This window comes from Niallia circulans, assembly GCF_003726095.1.
GTDB classification, from domain to species: domain Bacteria; phylum Bacillota; class Bacilli; order Bacillales; family Cytobacillaceae; genus Niallia; species Niallia circulans_A.
Genome location: NZ_CP026031.1, coordinates 321020 through 341422, shown reverse-complemented (window position 1 = coordinate 341422; position 20403 = coordinate 321020). Strand labels below are relative to the sequence as shown.

Below are 20403 nucleotides of genomic sequence, written 5' to 3'. Positions count from 1 at the left end.
ACTATAATCATTCATACGAAATGGAGGTTAACACTAAATCGTTAGCCTCCATTTTTGTTATCCATGGGTAGCTTCTCCTAATAATACATATTTTGCTTTACTTGCAGCTTTAATTAAATCTCGTAAATCTTCTATATTCTTAAATGGTTTACTATATTGTTGAATAGGTTGAAGCACTTCACTTGTAACTATTTTTTGCACATCCTTTAAAATGTGATTTTATCTATTTATTGTTTTATTTTGTTCATAAAGGAGCACGATATACGTACCTTTAAGTGTAGCATTATTGCTCATTTTCATTTTTATCTTTTTTTATAATTTTTTTATTTATATAAAACTCTCTAATTTCATAAACCTCATGCTGGAAAACAACCTAGGAAACTCCCATTACTTTTATTTCCTAATCCTTTAGTTCTCCTATTGTTGCTTATAGACAACACTTCTCTTGACGATGAAATCAGCACACCTTGCTACTTCCCCCTCCCTCTACTTTGTTATCATTCCCTTTTTCTATCCAGCTAGCTCCATAATCATGGAAAATAAACGGCAAAAATGCTACACTTTTTTCTTCTCTTTTTCGCTTTCCTACCCTTTATTGACTCATTTCATCCAACGTTATATTATCTTAGTGAAAATATTCACAAATAAATTCAGCTGATTATGTGAATTAAATCACAAGGGAGTGTTTAACATGTCTAAAGTAATTTCATCTAAACATGCAGCTCTATTGATAAAGGATAATGATACAATCGCAGCCAGCGGGTTTGGATTATCATGCTGGGCAGAAGAAATGGGAATTGCAATAGAAGAAGCCTTTCTCCAAAATGGTCATCCAAGAGATTTAACGGTAATTCATGCTAGTGCTGTAGGAAACCGTAAAGATAAAGGGATGAGTCATCTAGCCTATCAGGGACTAATAAAGAGATGGATTGGCGGAATTGCCTCTGCTTCTCCAGGACTTGCCAAATTAATTGAGGAAGACAAATGTGAAGCATATAATTTGCCTCAAGGTGTCATTACACAATTATATCGTGAAATTGCCGCTAAACGCCCTGGGGTTATTACCAAAGTTGGCTTAGGAACATTTGTTGACCCACGTTTAGAAGGTGGGAAAATGTCTCTTTCAACAAAAGAAGAAATCGTAAAAGTAATTGATTTAGAAGGAGAAGAATGGCTGTACTACAAAGCATTTCCCATACAAGTTGGCTTAATTAGAGGAACAGTAGCTGATGAAAATGGCAATCTTACCTTAGAAAAAGAAGGACTTCATATGGAGGTATTACCGATAGCACAAGCAGTCCGCAACTCTGGGGGGATTGTTATTGCTCAAGTAGAATCCATCGCCAAAAATGGTACATTAAATCCAAAAGATATTAAAGTTCCTGGTATTTTAGTAGATTATATCGTTGTATCCAAACCAGAAAATCACTTTCAAACCGAAAATACTTACTATAACCCAGCATTTTCTGGCCACATTAAAGTTCCAGTTAAAAATATCGAGTCTATTCCATTAGATGAGAGAAAGATCATCGCGAGACGTTCTGCCAAAGAATTAACGCCAAACTCTATCTTAAACCTTGGAGTTGGCATTCCTGTCTGCGTTTCTACTATTGCAGCCGAAGAAGGTGTAAGTGAACTACTGACATTAACAACGGAAGCGGGCTCAATTGGAGGCATTCCAGCTGGTCTTAAAGACTTTGGCCATGCCTACAATTCTGAAGCAATTCTTGACCATGATGCTCAATTTGATTTCTATGATGGAGGAGGTATTGACCTTTCTGTACTTGGATTAGCTCAAACAGATGAATTTGGTAATGTCAACGTAAGTAAATTTGGTACTAGAGTAGCAGGCTGTGGAGGTTTTATCAATATTTCACAATCAGCAAAAAAACTTGTCTTTGCTGGAACATTTACTGCAGCTGGATTAAAAATTGCAATTAATGATGGAAAACTAAAAATTCTTCAAGAAGGCAAAGTGAAAAAATTCATAAAGAAAGTACAACAAGTAACTTTTAGCGGTTGGTATGCTGCACAGACTAATCAACCTGTCTTATATGTGACAGAACGAGCTGTTTTCGAGTTAATAGATGGAAAAGTGACGTTAACTGAAATTGCTCCAGGAGTGGATTTAGAAAGAAATATCCTCCATCAAATGGAATTTACTCCTGTCATTTCTCCAGAATTAAAAGAAATGGATAAGGAAATGTTCTTAGAACATTGGGGGGAATTACATTCCATTTTAAATCAAAAACAGCTAGTTAGGACTATATAGGAGGATTAGCTATGCATACTAATATCAACAGGTGGAGTGTTTTAACTGCATCCACTTTAATCAATATATGTGTTGGTGCCGTCTATGCTTTCAGTGTATTCGCATTACCATTAACAGAAAAATTCCATGCTAGTATGTCTACTATTATGATTGCTTTCACCATCAATGCAGCTATTTCTCCTATTCCTATGATCATTGGTGGAAAACTTGTAGACAAAGGCGGGGCTAAAAAAGCCATTATTATCGGAGGCTTAATGTTTGGGTTTGGATTTGTTTTTTCCGGACTTGCAGCAACTCCATGGGTACTATATATTACTTACGGTTTATTGGCTGGTATTGGTCAAGGAATTGTTTACTCGGCAACGATTGGAAACACAGTCAAGCTATTTCCAGACAAAAGAGGTTTAGGAACAGGGATTGTAACAGCTGGTTATGGAGGAGGAACAATTATTATCGCACCTATAGCTAATGCCCTCATTACAACCTACGATGTTCAATTTGCATTAATAACCATTGGAATCTCTTTCTTAATAATAATCATGGCCTGCAGCTTCTTCTTTCAAGTTTGTCCTAATAATTATTTACCTGATGGATGGACGATTCCTGGGAATAAAAACGAAAATAAAAAAGCCAGTGTTCAAATAAATTGGAGAGAAATGATTAAAAAACCTATTTTTTATATTATTGCTAGTATGTTCATGATTGGAGCATTATCAGGAATGATGGTAACCTCCAATGCATCAGTTATTGCTCAAAGTATGTTTGGGCTATCTGCTGCTAGTGCAGCCCTTTTCGTGAGCTTATACTCACTTAGCAACTGTTTTGGACGTATTTTTTGGGGAGCAATCTCTGATAAATTAGGACGTACTATCTGTTTAATGTTAATTTATATTGTCATCGCCTCCATGCTTTTAACCATTGCATTATCAACATCAGTAATTGGTTTTGCTGTTGCTATTATCGGAATCGGATTATGCTTTGGCGGCACAATGGGGATTTTCCCTTCCATTGTCGGCGAAAAATTTGGAATGAAATTTTATGGTGTTAATTATGGGGTTACCTTTATTGGCTATTCTGCAGCAGCCTTTTTTGGGCCAAGAATCGCCAATACTGTTGCAGAATTAAATAATGGAGATTTTACAAACGCATTTTATATTGCATTAATCATTTCATTAGTTGGATTGATATTAACATTTATATATAAATCAATGGAGAATAAACAGCCTAAAACAATTACAAGTTCTACTAAAATAGTATAAATATAATAATCTTGGGAGGAGAAAAAAAATGAGTATTACAAAATTATTAGATATTAAATATCCAATTTTTCAAGGGGGAATGGCACAAATTGCTTTTGCACCATTAGCTGGAGCAGTCTCAAACGCAGGCGGATTAGGAATTATTGCTTCTGGTGGTCTATCCGCAGACGCTTTACGGGAAGAAATTCGAAAAACAAAAGAAATTACCACCAACCCATTTGCTGTAAATTTGATGTTGATGATGAATAATATTCCTGAATTAATCGATGTTATTATTGAAGAAGGAGTAAAAATTGTCACAACAGGAGCTGGGACACCAGCCCCTTACATGTCGCTTTTTAAAGAGAATGGCATAAAAGTTATCCCGGTTGTTCCTTCTGTGAAAATCGCAAAAAAAATGGAAGCATTAGGAGCAGACGCTATTGTAGCTGAAGGTACCGAAGCTGGAGGTCATGTTGGAGAGACTACCACTATGGCTTTATTACCTCAAGTAGTAAGCGCTGTTTCTATTCCCGTTATTGGAGCAGGAGGTATCGCTGACGGAAGAGGAATTGTGGCTGCGTTTGCATTGGGAGCACAAGGTATACAGATCGGTACACGTTTCTTAGCTACTTATGAATGTCCTGTTCATGAAAATGTAAAAAAAGCAGTGCTTGATGCAATAGATACGAGTACAACAGTAACAGGCAGAAGTTTAGGCGGACCTGTTAGAAGTATTAAAAACAGTATGATTGATGAATACCTAAAACTAGAACAGCAGCATGCCTCAAGAGATGACTTAGAAAAATTGTCATTAGGCTCGTTAAGAAAAGCAGTTTTTGAGGGCGATATTGATAGAGGGTCTGTTATGGCTGGCCAAATTTGTGGCTTATGTAATGAACTTACTACAGTAGAAGAAATGATTACAACACTGTTCATAGAAGCAGAGGAAGTACAAAGAAAGCTAGCAAATCTATCTTTTCCCGCTAAAGAAACAGTTAATAATTAAATGACCGAGAAACAGTCAAGAACGGAGCACTATTTGGCTGTTTCCATTCTGCTAATTTGTTCCATTTTCAAAGAACCCTTCCTGCTCATCTATCTATTTTTTTCCTTAAAATAGACATAATTAGGACGAGCACATACTATGTAGCCCCTTATAATTAGAAGGTGTAAGTAGTTTTTATACAAAGGGGATGGAAATCATTGATGACTGAAAAAACAATGCAACCATTTATTGATTCACCCTCCAGTTTATTTGTTACGGACGGTTCAGGAAACATTTTAATTTCTAATGAATTTACTGCTCTAACATTAGGAATGTCACTAGAAGAGCTATTGCAGCTAAATGTACAGGACTTAGTTAAAGCAGGATATTATAAACATTCCATTACAATGGAGGCCATTCAAACAAAACAAAAAGTATGCAAAACAATTAAAACCAATAGAGGGTTTAATATTAGATCCACTGCAACACCCCTCTTATATAAAAGTGGTGAAGTGCAATTAGTTGTAACCACTTCCAATAATATCAAAATAGAAAATCAGCAAACCTTCATTGAAGTTGATTCCGTTAATAAAATGGAAGAACAAGAGAAAAAAAGAGAACAGCAAAAATTAGTAGTAGAAAGTTTAGCTATGAAGCAAATAATGAAAGTATGTAGAAAGATTTCTCATTACAATAGTAAAATACTTATCTATGGCGAATCTGGTACTGGAAAAGAAGTCATAGCAAAATATATTCATCAACATAGCGACCGAGCAGATGGGCCATTTATTACAATTAATTGTGCAGCTATTCCGCATTCTTTATTTGAATATGAGCTATTTGGATATGAAAAAGGTATGCTAGCTGGTGTATTTGACGAAAAAAAAGGGATGATAGAGGAAGCAAATAATGGCTATTTATTTTTAGATGAAATTTCCGAAATACCTTTAGAAATGCAAGCAAAACTATTAAGAGTACTAGAGGAAAACGAACTGCGCCGCATTGGTGGAACAAAGCAAATCCCTATCAACTGTAGGGTAATTACTGCTACTAATTGTGATTTATGGGGCCTTGTGCAACAGAATAAATTTAGAGAGGACTTGTACTATCGAATTAATGTCATTCCTATTTATATTCCCCCACTTCGGCATCGAAAGCCAGATTTAGTTGGGTTACTCTCTTACTTTTTGCAGAATATTAATGATAATTATGGTACTAATTATCGCTTTAAAGCAGAGGAATTTGAATACATGCTTCATCAAGAGTGGCCAGGAAATGCAAGAGAACTAAGAAACTATATTGAACGATTGGTTTTAACAGAACAAACTGTGATGAGAGAAAAGGAAGAACAAGTAACGGATTGGTTTACTCTTGATTACTTTATTAAAAGCAATATGAGCAAACTATCTCAACTAAAAGATTACACTGCTATTACAGAAGGACGATATATTCAACAAATGATAGAAATATGCAATAATAATAGCACAGAAGCAGCAAAAAAGTTAGGGATTGACCGGTCCGTAATTTATCGTAAACTAAAGAAGATGGAAAAAGTATTAAAAGATTTATAATCAAACGAGGCTCCATCAGTGCCGTTAAGAATATGGTAAAATCCCTTTATATTCAGTTGCCTCTAATTGTATGCGACAACTATTCCCTCCTATAAGTAAAATAAGCAATAAAAAAAGCTATCTTCTTATCAGATAGCTTTTTGTGATATTTTTCACATAAACAAGTAAATTTAAGCCTCTTTTTTAAAAGATTTAACCACTGCTTGTGTCTTCTCCGAAATATGATACCAATAGGCAGCTCCTACAAAAACAGCTCCACCGATAATATTTCCAATTGTAACTGGCAGTAAATTAGCAATTAGTCCGCCGATCGATACAGTTTCAGGATGAGGAATGATAAGTGCAATAGACAATAAGGTCATATTGGCGACACTATGTTCAAACCCTGATGTAATAAAGGCAAACAGACACCAAAAGATCATAATTAATTTCGCTGTTTCATCCTTTAATTTTACGGAACACCAAACAGCTAAACAAACGAGAATATTACAGAGAATCCCTCGAATCAATAATTCCATAAAAGGAGCATTCATTTTCGCTGCCGCTCCGTTTGTTATAAAATCCGCTACCCCTCCAACTGCCAAACCAGAATAGCTAAATAATAATGCTACGAGAATAGAACCGATAAAGTTACCGATATAACTGTATCCCCATACTTTCCCAGTATCCTTCCATGTGACTTTCTTCTCCAGCATGCCTATTGTCATTACCATATTATTACCGGTAAATAAGTCAGCCCCTGCCATAATAACTAAACTCAATGCAATCCCAAAGGAGACTCCCATGACAATTTTGGTACCTGCAAATCCGGTCGCACCAAGTAAGCCGCCAATTGTAAAAATAAGAATAATTCCTAATCCAACAAAAAAACCCGCAAGCATCGAACCAACTAAATACTTCTTTTTACTTGCAGTTAATGCATTGCTTTTCATTAATGCCGTATTACTAAATGCAGTAATAACCTCTTTCATAACGACACTCCTCTACCTTTTTATTTTATATTGTAAGGCTCATGAATTGCTCTTCCATTCTTTCTAGCAAAACTTCCTTCATCAACTGGTCGTATTTTAACGGCTGACAAAGAATCACTTCTTTGTCGCTGCTTTCTATCGTGCTTTCCATTCTTTTTAATAACCTTCCTGTAAAAAGTAAATACGGGACAATATAAATCTTGTTATATGCTAATTGAAGCTTTTGTAGTTCCTCCTCAAACTCTGGCTTCCCTGCTGTTAAAAATGCAGGGTATACAGAGCAAGCTAATTTTTGTTGTATATGCTCACTTATTTCCTTCAGCTTTCCAATTGGTTCGGGATCACTGCTGCCTCTCCCGACTATTAGAATTCCCCCATCATGATCCCATCCTTGTTCATTGATTCTTTTCATAACTAAGTTCAGCATTTTTGGATGGACATCAAATGGTTTAGAAACAGAAAATCGTACATCTGGAAACCTTTCTTTCACTGCCAGTAATTCTTCTGGTATATCTCTTTTAAAATGAGCTGCTGCAAACAATAGAACAGGTACGACGAGAATATCCCTTGCTCCAGCCCAAATTACTTTTTCCATCGTTTCCTCAATAGAAGGTGACGCTAGTTCTAAAAAAGCAATTTCTTGAACAGGGATATTTATTTCTTTTTTTACTGCTTCAATAAATGCGATGAATTGTTTATTACCTTCGATTATGCGGCTGCCATGGCCAATATACACAACTGCATCCATCAGCTCTCACACTTCCATTCCTGATTATCTAATACTTGCTGTACCTGTTCATCTATATGATTAAATCCCTGCTTAACAACATACTCCTGCACCGATTGGCCGATTGCCGCAAATGACAGTTCCATTGGATTCTGTGTGCTAAATTTACGCCATTCTTGTAAAAATAAATCAACAGACCGTTTATTGGGAAAAATAACCGTTTCCCATTGGTCTTCTGTCAACAAGCGTTCATTTACTTCTTGAAAACGTTCATCTATTTCAATCATATGGCTAGGTAGTGCTAGTAAATTATCGGAGAAGGCTTGTTTCTCGATTGCTTGTTCATTTCCTATTAAAATAGCACTTCTTTTGTCATACGATGCCTTTAGACTGTGTATGCCCCTTTTTTCTAATTCCTTGCGTGTTTTATCAGACAGATGTTCTATTTGTCGAGGAAGATCCCGCACATCATAATTTGCTTTAAATAGCTGAGTAAACACAAGCTCTACTCCTTCTACAGAAGCAAAAATCAGTCTTTCTGCATTTACTATCAATTGTATCTCCTCCGCTGTATAGGAGTGCGCGTTAGATTTGATAGTGGGGAAGGCATAAGCCTCTGCACCATTTTTAGAAAAATATCTTTCTAGTACACTTTCTTCTGATGAGCTTTTTGCAATCAATAGCTTCTTTTGATAAAAGGATTTTTTCTCGAACCATGCAATAGACGATCTTAACTGGACAACATCACCAATTATTGTTAATGCTGGGTTTCCAAGCTTTGCTTCCTTTACCCTTTCTACTATTGTTTCTAAGGTCCCTTCGACTACTCGTTGTTTTCCTAGAGTGGCCCACTCAATAACAGCTACTTTCGTGTCACTAGACTTACCTTGAGCTATTAAGCTTTCACAAATTCCCGGTAAGCCTTTCACCCCCATATAATAAGCAAGTGTATCTCCTATCGCTTCTTGCTTAGGCTTATGATGAATGGCCGCTTCATTTTTCTTACAAGCATGCCCTGTTCGTATCGTAAAGCTAGTACTATAATCTCGGTGTGTTACCGGAATGCCGGCATAAGCACTTGCTGCAATGCTTGACGTCACTCCGGGTACTATTTCAAAAGGGATATCATATGCTGCTATTGCTTCTGCTTCTTCCCCAACTCTTCCAAAAACAGAAGGATCTCCTCCTTTTAACCGCACAACATACTTTCCTTTTAAAGCTTCTGCTACTAAAGTTTCGTTAATCTTTTCTTGTCTCATAATATGATTATTGGGCAGCTTTCCACAATAGATAAACACACAATCTCTGCTTGTAAAACGCAATAAGCGTGGATTGGCAAGTCGATCATACAAGACAACATCTGCTTTTTTTAAACATTCTCTCCCCTTAGTTGTAATTAAACCAATATCCCCAGGCCCTGCTCCCACAAATGCTACATACCCCTTGTTCGTATCCATCTCTTACACCATTATATAAATATAGTCATCTTTTATTTGTGTTTCATAAACCTCTACACAGCCATTATCCGGTTTTTGAACTTCGCCTGTGACTAAAGAAATTTTCCAATCATGCAATGGACAGAAAACAAATTCGCCTGATACAATTCCTTCTGCCAATGGACCATTTTGATGGGGACAGTTATTCGCAATAGCTCTAACCTCTCCATTAGAAAGATGAAATAAAGCAATTGATTTTCCTTTTAAATGAACCTCTTTACCAATTTGTTTAGGTAAATCAGCTAGTTTCATAATCTTATTCCATTCTAAAGTTGCCGTCATCATGTATTCCCTCCATTTTTGTTCTATAGCTATTAGCCTTTTATCACTTCATACATTTCTCTCTTCATTTGGTCGTTTAAAACAGTAGACCAAGCTTCTTCGTATGTTGTTTTTGCACGCTCAAATCTGCTTACAAACTGTTTCATATTTCTAGCATTTAGTAGTGTTTCTTTCACTGTTTCAATCCCCATACGTTCCACCCATGGAGCCGTTCTTTCTCCATAGTTCGCATTTTCACGATAATATTGAACAAATGCCTTGGCCATTGTAATTACTTCTTCTTCTGTTTGAACTGTTGTTAAGCTATCGCATTCACGTACTTCTGTTCCGCCATTTCCACCAATATACAACTGATAGCCATTTTCTACGCAAATAACACCAAAGTCTTTTGTCAATACTTCTGCACAGTTTCTTGGACATCCTGTTACTCCCATTTTCATTTTATGCGGAGTGTCGACCATTTCTAGTTCTTGTTCTAACTTAATGCCAAGTCCCAATGAATCTTGGGTGCCGAAGCGGCAAAATCTTGACCCAACACATGATTTTACGTTACGAAGAGATTTAGAATAAGCATAACCAGAACGCATTCCTAGCTCTTCCCAAACATGTGGGACATCTTCTTTCTTCACACCATATAATCCAATCCGGCTTGCCCCGGTAATTTTCACTAATGGCACATTGTATTTTTTCGCTACCTCTCCGATTTTCACTAAATCCTCTGCAGTAGTTGTTCCGCCATACATACGAGGAATGATGGAGAATGTCCCATCTTTTTGAATATTCCCTTCCATTTTCTCATTAACAAATCTTGATGCCTTATCGTCCTCGTACTCTTCTGGGAACAGCATACGCATATAATAGTTTAACGCTGGGCGGCATTTTGAACAGCCTTCTTCACTTGCAAAACCAAGCACCATTCTAACTTCTTTTGGAGATTTAAGCTGCATTTCTTTTATTTGTGCTACTACTTCATCACGAGTAAGTGTTGTACAGCTGCACATCCCTGTTTTTTGAATGGATGCATCAAAGCTGTCACCAAGTGTATGCGCTAAAATCCCTTCAACTAGTGGTTTACATTTACCACAAGATGCTCCTGCCTTTGTACATCCTTTTACTTCTTCAAAAGTAGTTAATCCCTGCTCTAGGATAGAATGAACGATAGTACCTTTTGTTACCCCATTACAGCCACATACAGTGTCATCTGCACTCATGCTTGCTACTAAATCTTCTTCTGCGTCCTCCCCGCTCTTGCTCAATACAGAGGAACTTGTATACTCACTAATATCTGCTTGTTTCTTCAACATATTAAATAGCCGAGTTCCATCGGAAGCATCTCCGTATAAGACAATTCCAACAATTTTGTTGTCTGTTACTAAAATCTTTTTATATACTTTTGCAAATTGGTCATGAACAATAATTGCTTCCGTATTTTCATCCTCATGGATTTTCCCTCCTGAAAATAAGTCACACCCTGCTACTTTCAATTGAGTAGAAAGAATTGATCCTTGATATCCTTTTCCTTCTTTGCCTGTTATATAATCGGCAAGAGCCATTCCTTGTTCATATAGAGGAGCAACTAATCCATAGGCAATTCCATTATGCTCTGCACATTCCCCTACTGCAAAGATGGATGGATCAGATGTAACCATATGATCATTCACAATGATCGCGCGATTTACTTCTAATCCTGCCTCACGGGCAATTGCTACATTTGGTCTAATACCAACAGCCATTACGACAAGATCACAATCAACTGTTGTTCCATCTGTAAATTTCAATCCTTGAACTCGTTTATCTCCATATATCTCTGCTGTCTGTTTTTCCATTAAGAACTTCATACCTTGTGCTTCTAAATCTTTTCTAAGAAGATTTGCTGCTGCTGCATCTAATTGCTGCTCCATTAAAGTTGGCAATAAGTGAACAACATGAACTTCCATTCCACGATCTATTAATCCTCTTGCAGCTTCTAATCCTAGTAATCCTCCGCCGATAACAACCGCTTTTTTATAAGTCTTTGCTGTTTCCAGCATTTTTTCCGTATCGTCAATGGTTCTGAATCCAATTACACCTTCTAAATCACTTCCAGGTATCGGTAAAATAAAGGCACTAGATCCTGTTGCAAGGATAAGTTCATCATATTCTATCGCTTTTCCTTTATCCGTAAGGACCGCTTTCTCTTCTCGATCAATCTTTATTGCTTTTTCTCCTGTTAAAAGATGAATATGATTCTCTTGATACCAATTCCAGTCATTAATATTAATATCATTTACAGTTGTTTTTCCTTGCAAAACATTTGAAAGCATAATTCGATTATAGTTTGGATAAGGCTCATCCCCAATAATCGTTATGTCAAAAAGGTCAGCATTTCTCTTCAATATCTCTTCAATCGTCCGAACTCCTGCCATTCCATTTCCAATCATCACTAATCTCTTTTTCATTTTTCGTCCCTCCAAGACTTATCTAGTAAGGTGATTTATTTGTGAAATAAATCACATAAAAATCCATAATAAACAATTTGTAAATAATTTTCGTATGTCCTCTTATCACTATGCTAATGAGAATAGTCATATCCCTAAATTTTCCTTCTTGAAGATAAACTCTATTGGAGTACGGATTTTTTCAACATAGTGTTCAAAAGAAATAATTAAAATACATCTTTTGCAGTTTCATTATATATTCTTTTATGGGCAAAAATGGAGGGTAAATTTGACGATTCAATGAACATCTTTTGTCATTTTTATGTCTAGCAGAAAAGTACAAAGTAAATTTAAACTAAAAAAAGAAGGACAAACCTGCAAATATATGCAGGTTCATTCCTTCCTAGCGATTCTCACCATTTGATTCAATTACTTCTTTATACCAATAAAAGCTCTTCTTCTTGATTCGACGAAGGTCATGTGTTCCCTCTTCATGCTGATTGATATAGACAAAACCATATCGTTTTTGGAAGCCATTCAGCCAGCTTAACAGATCTGTAAATGACCACACACAATATCCTAGCAGATCTACACCATCCGTAATAGCTTCTTGCATCGCATTTATATGGGATCGAATAAAATCAATACGGTAATCATCATTGATAATATCGCCTTCTTCTAGTTTATCAAAAGCACCTAAGCCATTTTCACTAATAAGAATAGGAAGCTGGTATCTATTTGTAATCCTGCGAAGAGCGATCCGTAATCCTTGTGGATCAATATTCCAATCCCAATCCGTTCTTTCCAAGTTTGGATTTTCTACTGTTTTAAACACTCCAGGAATTCCTGAATCCTGCGAAGTTCCTTTTTTACCAGAAGTGTTCATTTCAGCACTGCCTACTCCGCCTTCTAGAGGATTTTTCTCAAAGGTCGTTGTTTGATAATAGTTAAGTCCCATGAAATCAGGAGTGCCTTCTCGTAATAATTCAAAATCTCCCTCTTCAACCTCTGGAGTCAATCCATTTGCTTCTAAATAGTTCCATGCAGCTTCTGGATATCTTCCCCATGCATACATATCCATCCACCAATGACTATTTAATTCTTCCGCATTCTCTGCTGCAATAATATCTTCTGGCTTTGAAGTTAAAGCATATGCAGGAGAGTAAGCAAAGCTTGGTCCAATTTTCCCACTTGGAACATATTGGCGGAAAGCCTTAATAACACTCGCATTTGCTAAATTCGCATGATGGTTCACTTGATAGAATCGTTTTTCATCTGTTACTCCAGGTGGATGTACAGCCATGCGATAGCCTAAACCAGTGAAAATATTTTGTTCATTTAAACTTACCCAATATTTCACTCGATCTCCAAATTGCTTGAATAATTCGATACTATAATTCGTAAAATCCTCAATAATTTGGCGCGATTCCCACCCACCATATTCATCTTGCAGTGCTTGCGGAAGATCCCAATGATAAAGAGTTAGCACTGGCTCAATTTTATATTTAATTAATTCATCAATTAAATCATTATAAAAATCAATTCCCGCTTGATTTACCTCTCCTTTTCCATTCGGAAAAATTCGCGTCCAAGCAACCGAAAATCGGTATGCCTTCATTCCCATTTCAGCCATTAACTGTACATCTTCTTTATAACGATGATAATGATCTACCGCTACATCCCCATTTGTACCTTTAAATGTTTTTCCCGGTATTCTAACAAACGTATCCCAAATGGATACTCCCTTGCCATCCTCATTCCATGCACCTTCTACTTGATAAGCTGCCGATGCAGCACCCCAAAGGAAGTTACTAGGGAACGCTTTCAAAGATTGGTGAATCATTTGGCTACACTCCTTATTCGATAGACTTAACATTAATTATTTAACTATACATATTCTACTATCAAAGGTATAGTTGATTATAAAATAAGTATATACATATAATCATATTTTGGCAACTTTTGTATATTAAATAATTATGACAGTTAAAGGGTAATAGACATTCAAATGAATGTCTCAGACTGTAGACAAACTCCTGTATTTTGAAAATAGAAATTTAACTAAAGAATATTTATTAACCTCTTTGAATCAGGGGGTACTTTCCGCTCCGGGGGTTCGCTTTCCGTGGGGCTCGCGCTGAGCCGCTTCGGCTTTCAGCCTGCAGGGTCTCAGACTGTCTCGCTAATCCCACAGGAGTCTCACCCCCTCCACTTCAAGCAACTCATAAAAATGCAATTCTACTTCACCATTTTTGGTTCCAATCCCAAAGATAATAAATTCAACTTTTTTAAACAGCGAAGAATGATTTACTATCTATCCCTAACTATATGCTATTATTAATTTATAACAACATTCTTCAGGAGGAATCCATCAATTGAAAAAAACAGTAAATGTAGTAGCAGGAATTATTGAAAACCATCAAAATGAAATATTATGTGCACTTCGTTCCCCTCAAATGACTATTCCAAATAGATGGGAATTCCCTGGTGGGAAAGTCGAAAAAGGGGAGGATATCTATACTGCACTTGAGAGAGAAATTAAGGAAGAATTAGGATGTATAATAAAAGCAGACCAACTTTTCCATGAACATACACATGAATATGATACATTTATCATTACGCTAATTTGTATTAAAGCTAAAATCATCGATGGAACACCAGCTGCTAGTGAACATTCCAAACTAGTATGGTTAGAGAGAGAGAATTTAGATTCATTAAAATGGGCGCCTGCAGATATTCCAGCAATGACAGCATTAATAAATGAAAAATAAAAAATGCTAGGATTTCATCCTAGCATTTTTTTATACCTTTACTACAAACTCATTATAAATCCTAGTTGGTAATGTATGTTCCAACTCCATAATCACAGTAATTGGTTTATCTCCTTCGAATTCTATGGTATTCCCTTTCCCTATATAAATATAAGGTTCTATTTTCCCATCTATCTCTTTATATTTACGAATAAATAAATGTAAATGTATCCGCCTCTCTTTATTATAAATAATATTTTTTCCTCTATCAGAACTTTGACTAGTACTATTTGGTGTTTGCCATTGGAAGGTATTCTCATCAATTATTTTATCTTTATAATTAATACTTTCTTTAATATCCTTCTCCTTATGAAGATCTATATAAAGAAAATACTCATTACCATTTGTTAGAAGTCCCGACCCTCTAAAGGAACTATGGATTTTGCGATAATTAGATAATAAAGCAGCATCTATCATTTGATATTGTTCATATAATTTAAAATGTGGGATACCATAATACGTTTCTTTAAATTCCTTTTCATATCGAAAAATCCCATACATTATACAGTCTTCTACATATATTCGAAATGGTTCCTTTTCCAATATTCGCTTAAAAGACTCTGTTTTTACTAATTTATTATTCTCATAAATACAAAGTTGAAGCTTTCCTTTCTTTTGCATAGAATCATAATAATTTTGGTTTAAATTTTCAAAAGCATGTATAATACTATCGTCATCCACTCTTTCTACATACTTCAAAATTTCCTGTTTTGCATCTTCTAGAGTAATTTCATTTGTTTCTAGCAAATTTTTTAATATAACAAACTCATATATCCGTTTAAGGGGAAGTTTACTGGATAACTCTTTTAATACACTTTCAAAATTAATATCCATTAGTAATTCTTTAAGCTTAATATCTTTTTCTACTTTCGCAACAAATTGAAGATAACTTTTTTCTTTATCAATAAATTTGATTGGATCAGGTGATCCATCATATTTTAAATAATCCACTAAAAGGTAGGGGATTTTACCACTGTTAAGCTTCTTAAATTCATAATATTCTTCTTTTAAATACTTCATAGAATTAAAGTTCTCTCTGTCAATTTGTGCTAGAATTCTTTCTTGAGAAATTCGATCCATTTGTATATGTGTACTACCTGGTATATTAGCAAAACTTGTTGTAATAGCAACCTTTAAGCTTTCTTTATCGTAATATCTACTTCCATTTAAAGCGATAGCAATTAAAAAAGTTTTATTATGATTTCCGATAAAATCCAATACTGTAAGAAAGCTTTTCCCCTCATACTTTCTTAACCCTCTACCTAATTGTTGGATAAATACAATTGGAGAATTAGTTGGTCTTAACATTAACACCGTATTTACCGTAGGAATATCTACTCCTTCATTAAAAATATCTACCGAAAAAATAACTTCTAATTCATCAGCATCGTCTTCTAATTTATTTATATAATGAGCCCTTTGATCAACACTCATTTCTCCAGTTAAACATGCACTTTTATAGCCTCTTTTATTGAATTCTTCTGTCATATATCTTGCATGTTCTATACTAGCACAGAAACCTAAACACTTTCTTTTTTGTCCGTCATGCTGATAAAAACGCATTTTCTCAATAATAAAATCTACTCGCTCATTAACTTTTAATCTTTTCGTTATCTCAGTAATATCATTAATATCGACATTACTTAAATCAACTTCTTCTATATCCGTGATTCCAAAATAATGAAAAGGAACAACTAATTCATCATCTAACGCCTCATGTAGTCGTACTTCAATGGCAACATTATTGTCAAAAAGATCAAAAACATTTTGATTATCTGTTCTCTCTGGAGTAGCTGTCATTCCAAGTGTAAATTCTGGATCAAAATATTGTATGACCGATTGATAACTATTACTAGTTGCATGATGCGCTTCATCGAAAATAATGTAATCAAAATGATCTTTACTAAACTCACTATAGCATTTGGATAAAGTCTGGATCGTAGTAAATATGTAATCAGCATTTTTATCTTTATGATTTCCTGTTAATAAACCAAATTTAAATTTCTCATTTGGTAATAGTTTTTCAAACGTTTCTTTAGCCTTCTTCAATATTTCTTCTCTATGTACAATAAACAACATTCGTTTTGGCTGATATTGTTTTATATCGAAAGCGGACATATAAGTCTTACCGGTACCAGTAGCAGCAATAACCAATGCCCTTTTTTCACCGAAAGAACGTAATCTATTAAGATTTTCCATTGCTCTTTTTTGCATTCTATTAGGAATGATATACTCACTTTGTTCATATATAAGCTGAGGCTTTTTGCCAGTATAACTGATAATAGAATTTACAAACTTCTCATAGTCATCAATAAATTGGTCATCAGCATCTGTCGTTATATCCCATAAATGATCATATTCCTTTTTAACATTATGGATAAAAGGAGTATTCTCCTTAGAGACAAGTTTCACATTCCATTCTACATTACTTTTTAATGCACTCTGAGTTATATTAGATGAACCAATAATGACCTTATAGTTCTCTTTATTTTCGAATATATATGCCTTCGTATGAAATCCTGTTTCTTTATCTGTAACATATACTTTTAGATCAATATTATTGAATTCATTAATTTTTCTTAATGCTTTTCCTTCCGTAAAATTCAAGTAAGTAGACGTAATAATCTTCCCTTTTATACCATTCCTTTCCGCTTCCTTTAATGAATCTAAGAGCAACTGCAATCCACTAAAATTAACAAATGCAACACTAAAATAAAATCTTTCACACTCTCTAATCGCCTGTACTAATTCACTTAATAAATTTCCATTACCTGAATTCACAATTAGTTCTTTGTCCATAAGCTCTTAATATCTCCCTGTCTAGTTGTTCGATTTAATCAAATTATTTTGGCAATACTAATTTCTCTTATTAAAATTTGTAAAATAATAAAGTACTTTTAAATGGAGATAGTCATATTTAAAAAACATAAACTTTTTATCTCTTGCACTATCTATTCCCTTCTTTCCATAAGTACTAATTCGCTACTATTATTGTACTAGATAATGGTAATTAAGCTATGAGATTTTCAATTTTTTCTCTTCAGTACTAAACTTTATTAAATTCTTTCTAATTATAAACCGAAATATTTCCAATTTTATTAATTAACTTTCTTTTAGACCACAGCCCTACGTATAATCACATTAAGAAAGTCCCCACCTAAAAATTGTGAAATTTCCCCCGTTACGCTTCTTTATTTTTGATACAATAGAACTAATTTTTCCAATGATGGGTTATAAAGAAAGGAGTAATGTACTATATATTTCTATAAAATAGGATTATTTTAAACATTAAGGGATTTTTTCAAAAATGGTTATAAATTATCTACAAATCTAGGCAATTGCCCTGAAGTGGTTTTATACTTCCCATTTCATACTCAAATGGTCATTTCTTAATAGGGAAAACTATGCCTTCGAGATTAAAAGATTAATTCTGCAGCCATTCCATCAATCTTTTAATTGAATATTAGCAAATCAACTTAATAGCTTTATTGTCAAAGAAGAAAGGAATTTTCAACGATGAGAAACAAAGAAAAAACAACTCGCAAAAAATCAATACGTGTTAAATTAATCGGAATTATTGGTCTTACCCTATTAATTTCTATCCTAGGATCTTCTTCTCTCTACTATGGTTATTCTAACAATACTTTGAAAAATGTTTATAAAGAAGAAAACGAAGCATCTGCCGTTAGTTCAGCTAAAAGTATCCAAATCTTTTTAAGTAAACATGAAAAATCAGTAGAAGAGCTTTCTTTACATATTGCCAGTTTGTATGACGATAAAGGAGAAAATGAAACGATTCATCAATTGTTAGAGAATACAAAGTCTCATGATGAATCACTAGTTGCTGCTTATTTTATTGATGCCGGATCAGGCAGAATGGATATTGCTCCATGGGTTGATTTTGGAAATGCATTGGATACAAGGGCATTTAAAGAAACAAAAAAGGCAGATACAACCCATTGGATGGAAGTTTACAAAGATAATGTTACAGGCGATATGATGACTTCCGTTATCACACCAGTTAAAAAGAACGATCAGCTTATTGGTGTATTAGGATACGATATTTCATTAGATGCTATTGGTGATTTAAGAGAGCAGTTACAAAAAGGCAAAGAAAATAAATTATTAGTTTTGGATAATCAAGGGGTGGTAGTCACTTCCTTCTTGGACGCAAATGGAAAAAACCTTTCCATTCAACAGAGTGGAAAGGTTAAAGATGTAGAAGATATTGTAAAGGATAAAGCAGCCTTTAAAAGAGAATTTAATTGGGTAGACTCCTTATATAACAAAGATGCAGTGGATACAACCGCATCCTTTGAAGGTACTTCTTATCAAGTAAACTCTTCTACGATTGAAGAGACTGGTTGGAAAGTCGTTTCAGTGACAGCAGATAATGTGATTTCCAATAAATTAAAAGGCATAACATGGATTGGATTAGGCACTAGTTTAGGTGGTTTAATCATAGGTATCGTAATTGCTTACTTCCTTTCCAAAATGATACTTAACTATTTACGAAAATTTAATGAAGCAACCGAAAAAGCTTCGAGAGGGGACTTAACCGTATCTTTTGCTATTAATAACAATGATGAAATCGGTGAATTTTCTAAAAATTTTAATACGATGTTAGTAAATATTCGACATATGACGAAAAAAATCCAAACTGATTTTTCTAAAGTGAAAGATACTTCCCAAAGTTTAACTGAAATTGCTTCTCAAAATAGTGCTTCCATTGCAGAAGTTACAAGCTCAATAGAAGAAATAGCTACTGCCAATAGCCAGCAATCTTCAGAAGTTGAAAAAGGCTCCATGGCCATTAAAGAGTTAAATGAAACAATTAATCGATTGGTGGCACAATCAAAAAGTATGGAATTTTCCCTGCAAGATGCCCATCAAGAAGTGGGGTCTGGAAGAACAAATGTAACAAACTTAGAAAGTTCGTATCAAAATTTAGAAAGCTCATTATCAAAGGTTGCTTTCATTGTTAATGATTTAAATGCTAAATCTAAAAACATCTCCCAAGTTACTGAGGTTATTAAGCAAATTTCTGAACAGACTAACTTACTATCTTTAAATGCAAGTATCGAGGCTGCGCGTGCTGGTGAACACGGACGTGGTTTTGCAGTAGTAGCAAATGAAGTACGAAATTTAGCAGAACAATCGAAGGAATCTGCTGAACATATTCAAAATATTATTTACTCTGTTATCCAAGATACTGCTCAAGCAGTAACAATGATGAAGGAAACAAATACAATTAGTGAACAACAAAAAGATGCGGTAAATAGTGTTACTAATTCCATTAATCAAATCACTAATTCTTTAGAAAAAATTGTGGAAGATATTCAAGTATCTAATCATGCAATCCAAGAAATCGATGTTCAAAAAGATGTGGTTGGCGGCATGATTAATGAAATTTCTGCTTCATCAGAAGAAACAACTGCTTCAACAGAAGTAATCTTATCTTCTATGGAAGAACAATCTGCTTCTACAGATGAAGTGAAACAATATGCTGATTCACTTACAGCTTTGATTAAAACAACAGAATCGGAAATAGCAAGGTTCAAAACAGAATAAAAAGAAAGGATGCCGAGATCAAAACGGCATCCTTCCTTTGCCCCATAATTTCTCAACCTA

At 34.8% G+C, this 20403-nt stretch carries 14 protein-coding genes; 6 read left to right on the top strand and 8 right to left on the bottom strand.

The features are described from left to right. Positions 1-57 precede the first annotated feature (57 nt). Positions 58-201: a hypothetical protein gene (locus tag C2I06_RS24800; protein ID WP_164463598.1), complete on the bottom strand. Its 144-nt coding sequence runs from the start codon at positions 199-201 to the stop codon at positions 58-60. Positions 202-691: 490 nt separating this feature from the next. Here C2I06_RS24800 and C2I06_RS01510 point away from each other — a divergent pair, with 490 nt between their 5' ends. The 4 genes from C2I06_RS01510 (at position 692) to C2I06_RS01495 (ending at position 6069) form a co-directional block, all read left to right on the top strand. Then, complete coding sequence (locus tag C2I06_RS01510) at positions 692-2272, top strand: acyl CoA:acetate/3-ketoacid CoA transferase (protein WP_123257328.1); 1581 nt, start codon at positions 692-694, stop codon at positions 2270-2272. Positions 2273-2283: 11 nt separating this feature from the next. Next, on the top strand, positions 2284-3531 hold the full coding sequence (locus tag C2I06_RS01505) for an L-lactate MFS transporter (protein ID WP_123257327.1): 1248 nt from the start codon (positions 2284-2286) through the stop codon (positions 3529-3531). A gap of 28 nt (positions 3532-3559) precedes the next feature. After that, positions 3560-4519 (top strand): DUF561 domain-containing protein, encoded by a 960-nt coding sequence (locus C2I06_RS01500; protein ID WP_123257326.1) that lies wholly within the window; start codon positions 3560-3562, stop codon positions 4517-4519. A 200-nt stretch (positions 4520-4719) separates the two neighbouring features. Beyond that, complete coding sequence (locus C2I06_RS01495; protein WP_123257325.1) at positions 4720-6069, top strand: sigma-54 interaction domain-containing protein; 1350 nt, start codon at positions 4720-4722, stop codon at positions 6067-6069. Between the two features lie 170 nt (positions 6070-6239). Here the strand turns inward: C2I06_RS01495 and C2I06_RS01490 are convergent, their stop codons facing one another. The 6 genes from C2I06_RS01490 to C2I06_RS01465 form a co-directional block, all read right to left on the bottom strand. Continuing rightward, complete coding sequence (locus C2I06_RS01490; RefSeq protein ID WP_095332251.1) at positions 6240-7040, bottom strand: formate/nitrite transporter family protein; 801 nt, start codon at positions 7038-7040, stop codon at positions 6240-6242. Positions 7041-7065: 25 nt separating this feature from the next. Further along, a complete protein-coding gene (locus tag C2I06_RS01485; RefSeq protein WP_123257324.1) occupies positions 7066-7788 on the bottom strand; it encodes a sirohydrochlorin chelatase in 723 nt (240 codons plus the stop codon). Further along, positions 7788-9224 carry a uroporphyrinogen-III C-methyltransferase gene (gene cobA / locus C2I06_RS01480; RefSeq protein ID WP_123257323.1) on the bottom strand — a complete coding sequence of 479 codons (1437 nt, stop codon included), beginning with the start codon at positions 9222-9224 and terminating at the stop codon, positions 7788-7790. The genes C2I06_RS01485 and cobA overlap by 1 nt, the downstream gene beginning before the upstream one ends. A gap of 3 nt (positions 9225-9227) precedes the next feature. Then, a complete protein-coding gene (nirD, locus tag C2I06_RS01475; protein ID WP_095332329.1) occupies positions 9228-9545 on the bottom strand; it encodes a nitrite reductase small subunit NirD in 318 nt (105 codons plus the stop codon). 32 nt (positions 9546-9577) lie between these two features. Next, positions 9578-11983 (bottom strand): nitrite reductase large subunit NirB, encoded by a 2406-nt coding sequence (nirB, locus tag C2I06_RS01470; RefSeq protein ID WP_095332245.1) that lies wholly within the window; start codon positions 11981-11983, stop codon positions 9578-9580. A gap of 382 nt (positions 11984-12365) precedes the next feature. Continuing rightward, complete coding sequence (locus C2I06_RS01465; RefSeq protein WP_095332243.1) at positions 12366-13805, bottom strand: glycoside hydrolase family 1 protein; 1440 nt, start codon at positions 13803-13805, stop codon at positions 12366-12368. 532 nt (positions 13806-14337) lie between these two features. Here C2I06_RS01465 and C2I06_RS01460 point away from each other — a divergent pair. Beyond that, complete coding sequence (locus C2I06_RS01460) at positions 14338-14733, top strand: (deoxy)nucleoside triphosphate pyrophosphohydrolase (protein ID WP_123257322.1); 396 nt, start codon at positions 14338-14340, stop codon at positions 14731-14733. Positions 14734-14763: 30 nt separating this feature from the next. Here the strand turns inward: C2I06_RS01460 and C2I06_RS01455 are convergent, their stop codons facing one another. After that, entirely contained in the window at positions 14764-17571 is a 2808-nt protein-coding gene (locus C2I06_RS01455) for a DEAD/DEAH box helicase (RefSeq protein WP_123257321.1), read from the bottom strand. 717 nt (positions 17572-18288) lie between these two features. Between C2I06_RS01455 and C2I06_RS01450 the strand changes: the two genes are divergently transcribed. Next, positions 18289-20343 (top strand): methyl-accepting chemotaxis protein, encoded by a 2055-nt coding sequence (locus C2I06_RS01450; RefSeq protein ID WP_123257320.1) that lies wholly within the window; start codon positions 18289-18291, stop codon positions 20341-20343. Positions 20344-20403 lie beyond the last annotated feature (60 nt).

What these genes read in the sequence shown, in the direction of transcription:
- C2I06_RS01510 (WP_123257328.1), top strand. Translation starts at nt 692, where the DNA reads ATGTCTAAAGTAATTTCATCTAAACATGCAGCTCTATTGATAAAGGAT.
- C2I06_RS01505 (WP_123257327.1), top strand. Translation starts at nt 2,284, where the DNA reads ATGCATACTAATATCAACAGGTGGAGTGTTTTAACTGCATCCACTTTA.
- C2I06_RS01500 (WP_123257326.1), top strand. Translation starts at nt 3,560, where the DNA reads ATGAGTATTACAAAATTATTAGATATTAAATATCCAATTTTTCAAGGG.
- C2I06_RS01495 (WP_123257325.1), top strand. Translation starts at nt 4,720, where the DNA reads ATGACTGAAAAAACAATGCAACCATTTATTGATTCACCCTCCAGTTTA.
- C2I06_RS01490 (WP_095332251.1), bottom strand. Translation starts at nt 7,040, where the DNA reads ATGAAAGAGGTTATTACTGCATTTAGTAATACGGCATTAATGAAAAGC.
- C2I06_RS01485 (WP_123257324.1), bottom strand. Translation starts at nt 7,788, where the DNA reads ATGGATGCAGTTGTGTATATTGGCCATGGCAGCCGCATAATCGAAGGT.
- cobA (WP_123257323.1), bottom strand. Translation starts at nt 9,224, where the DNA reads ATGGATACGAACAAGGGGTATGTAGCATTTGTGGGAGCAGGGCCTGGG.
- nirD (WP_095332329.1), bottom strand. Translation starts at nt 9,545, where the DNA reads ATGACGGCAACTTTAGAATGGAATAAGATTATGAAACTAGCTGATTTA.
- nirB (WP_095332245.1), bottom strand. Translation starts at nt 11,983, where the DNA reads ATGAAAAAGAGATTAGTGATGATTGGAAATGGAATGGCAGGAGTTCGG.
- C2I06_RS01465 (WP_095332243.1), bottom strand. Translation starts at nt 13,805, where the DNA reads ATGATTCACCAATCTTTGAAAGCGTTCCCTAGTAACTTCCTTTGGGGT.
- C2I06_RS01455 (WP_123257321.1), bottom strand. Translation starts at nt 17,571, where the DNA reads ATGGACAAAGAACTAATTGTGAATTCAGGTAATGGAAATTTATTAAGT.
- C2I06_RS01450 (WP_123257320.1), top strand. Translation starts at nt 18,289, where the DNA reads ATGAGAAACAAAGAAAAAACAACTCGCAAAAAATCAATACGTGTTAAA.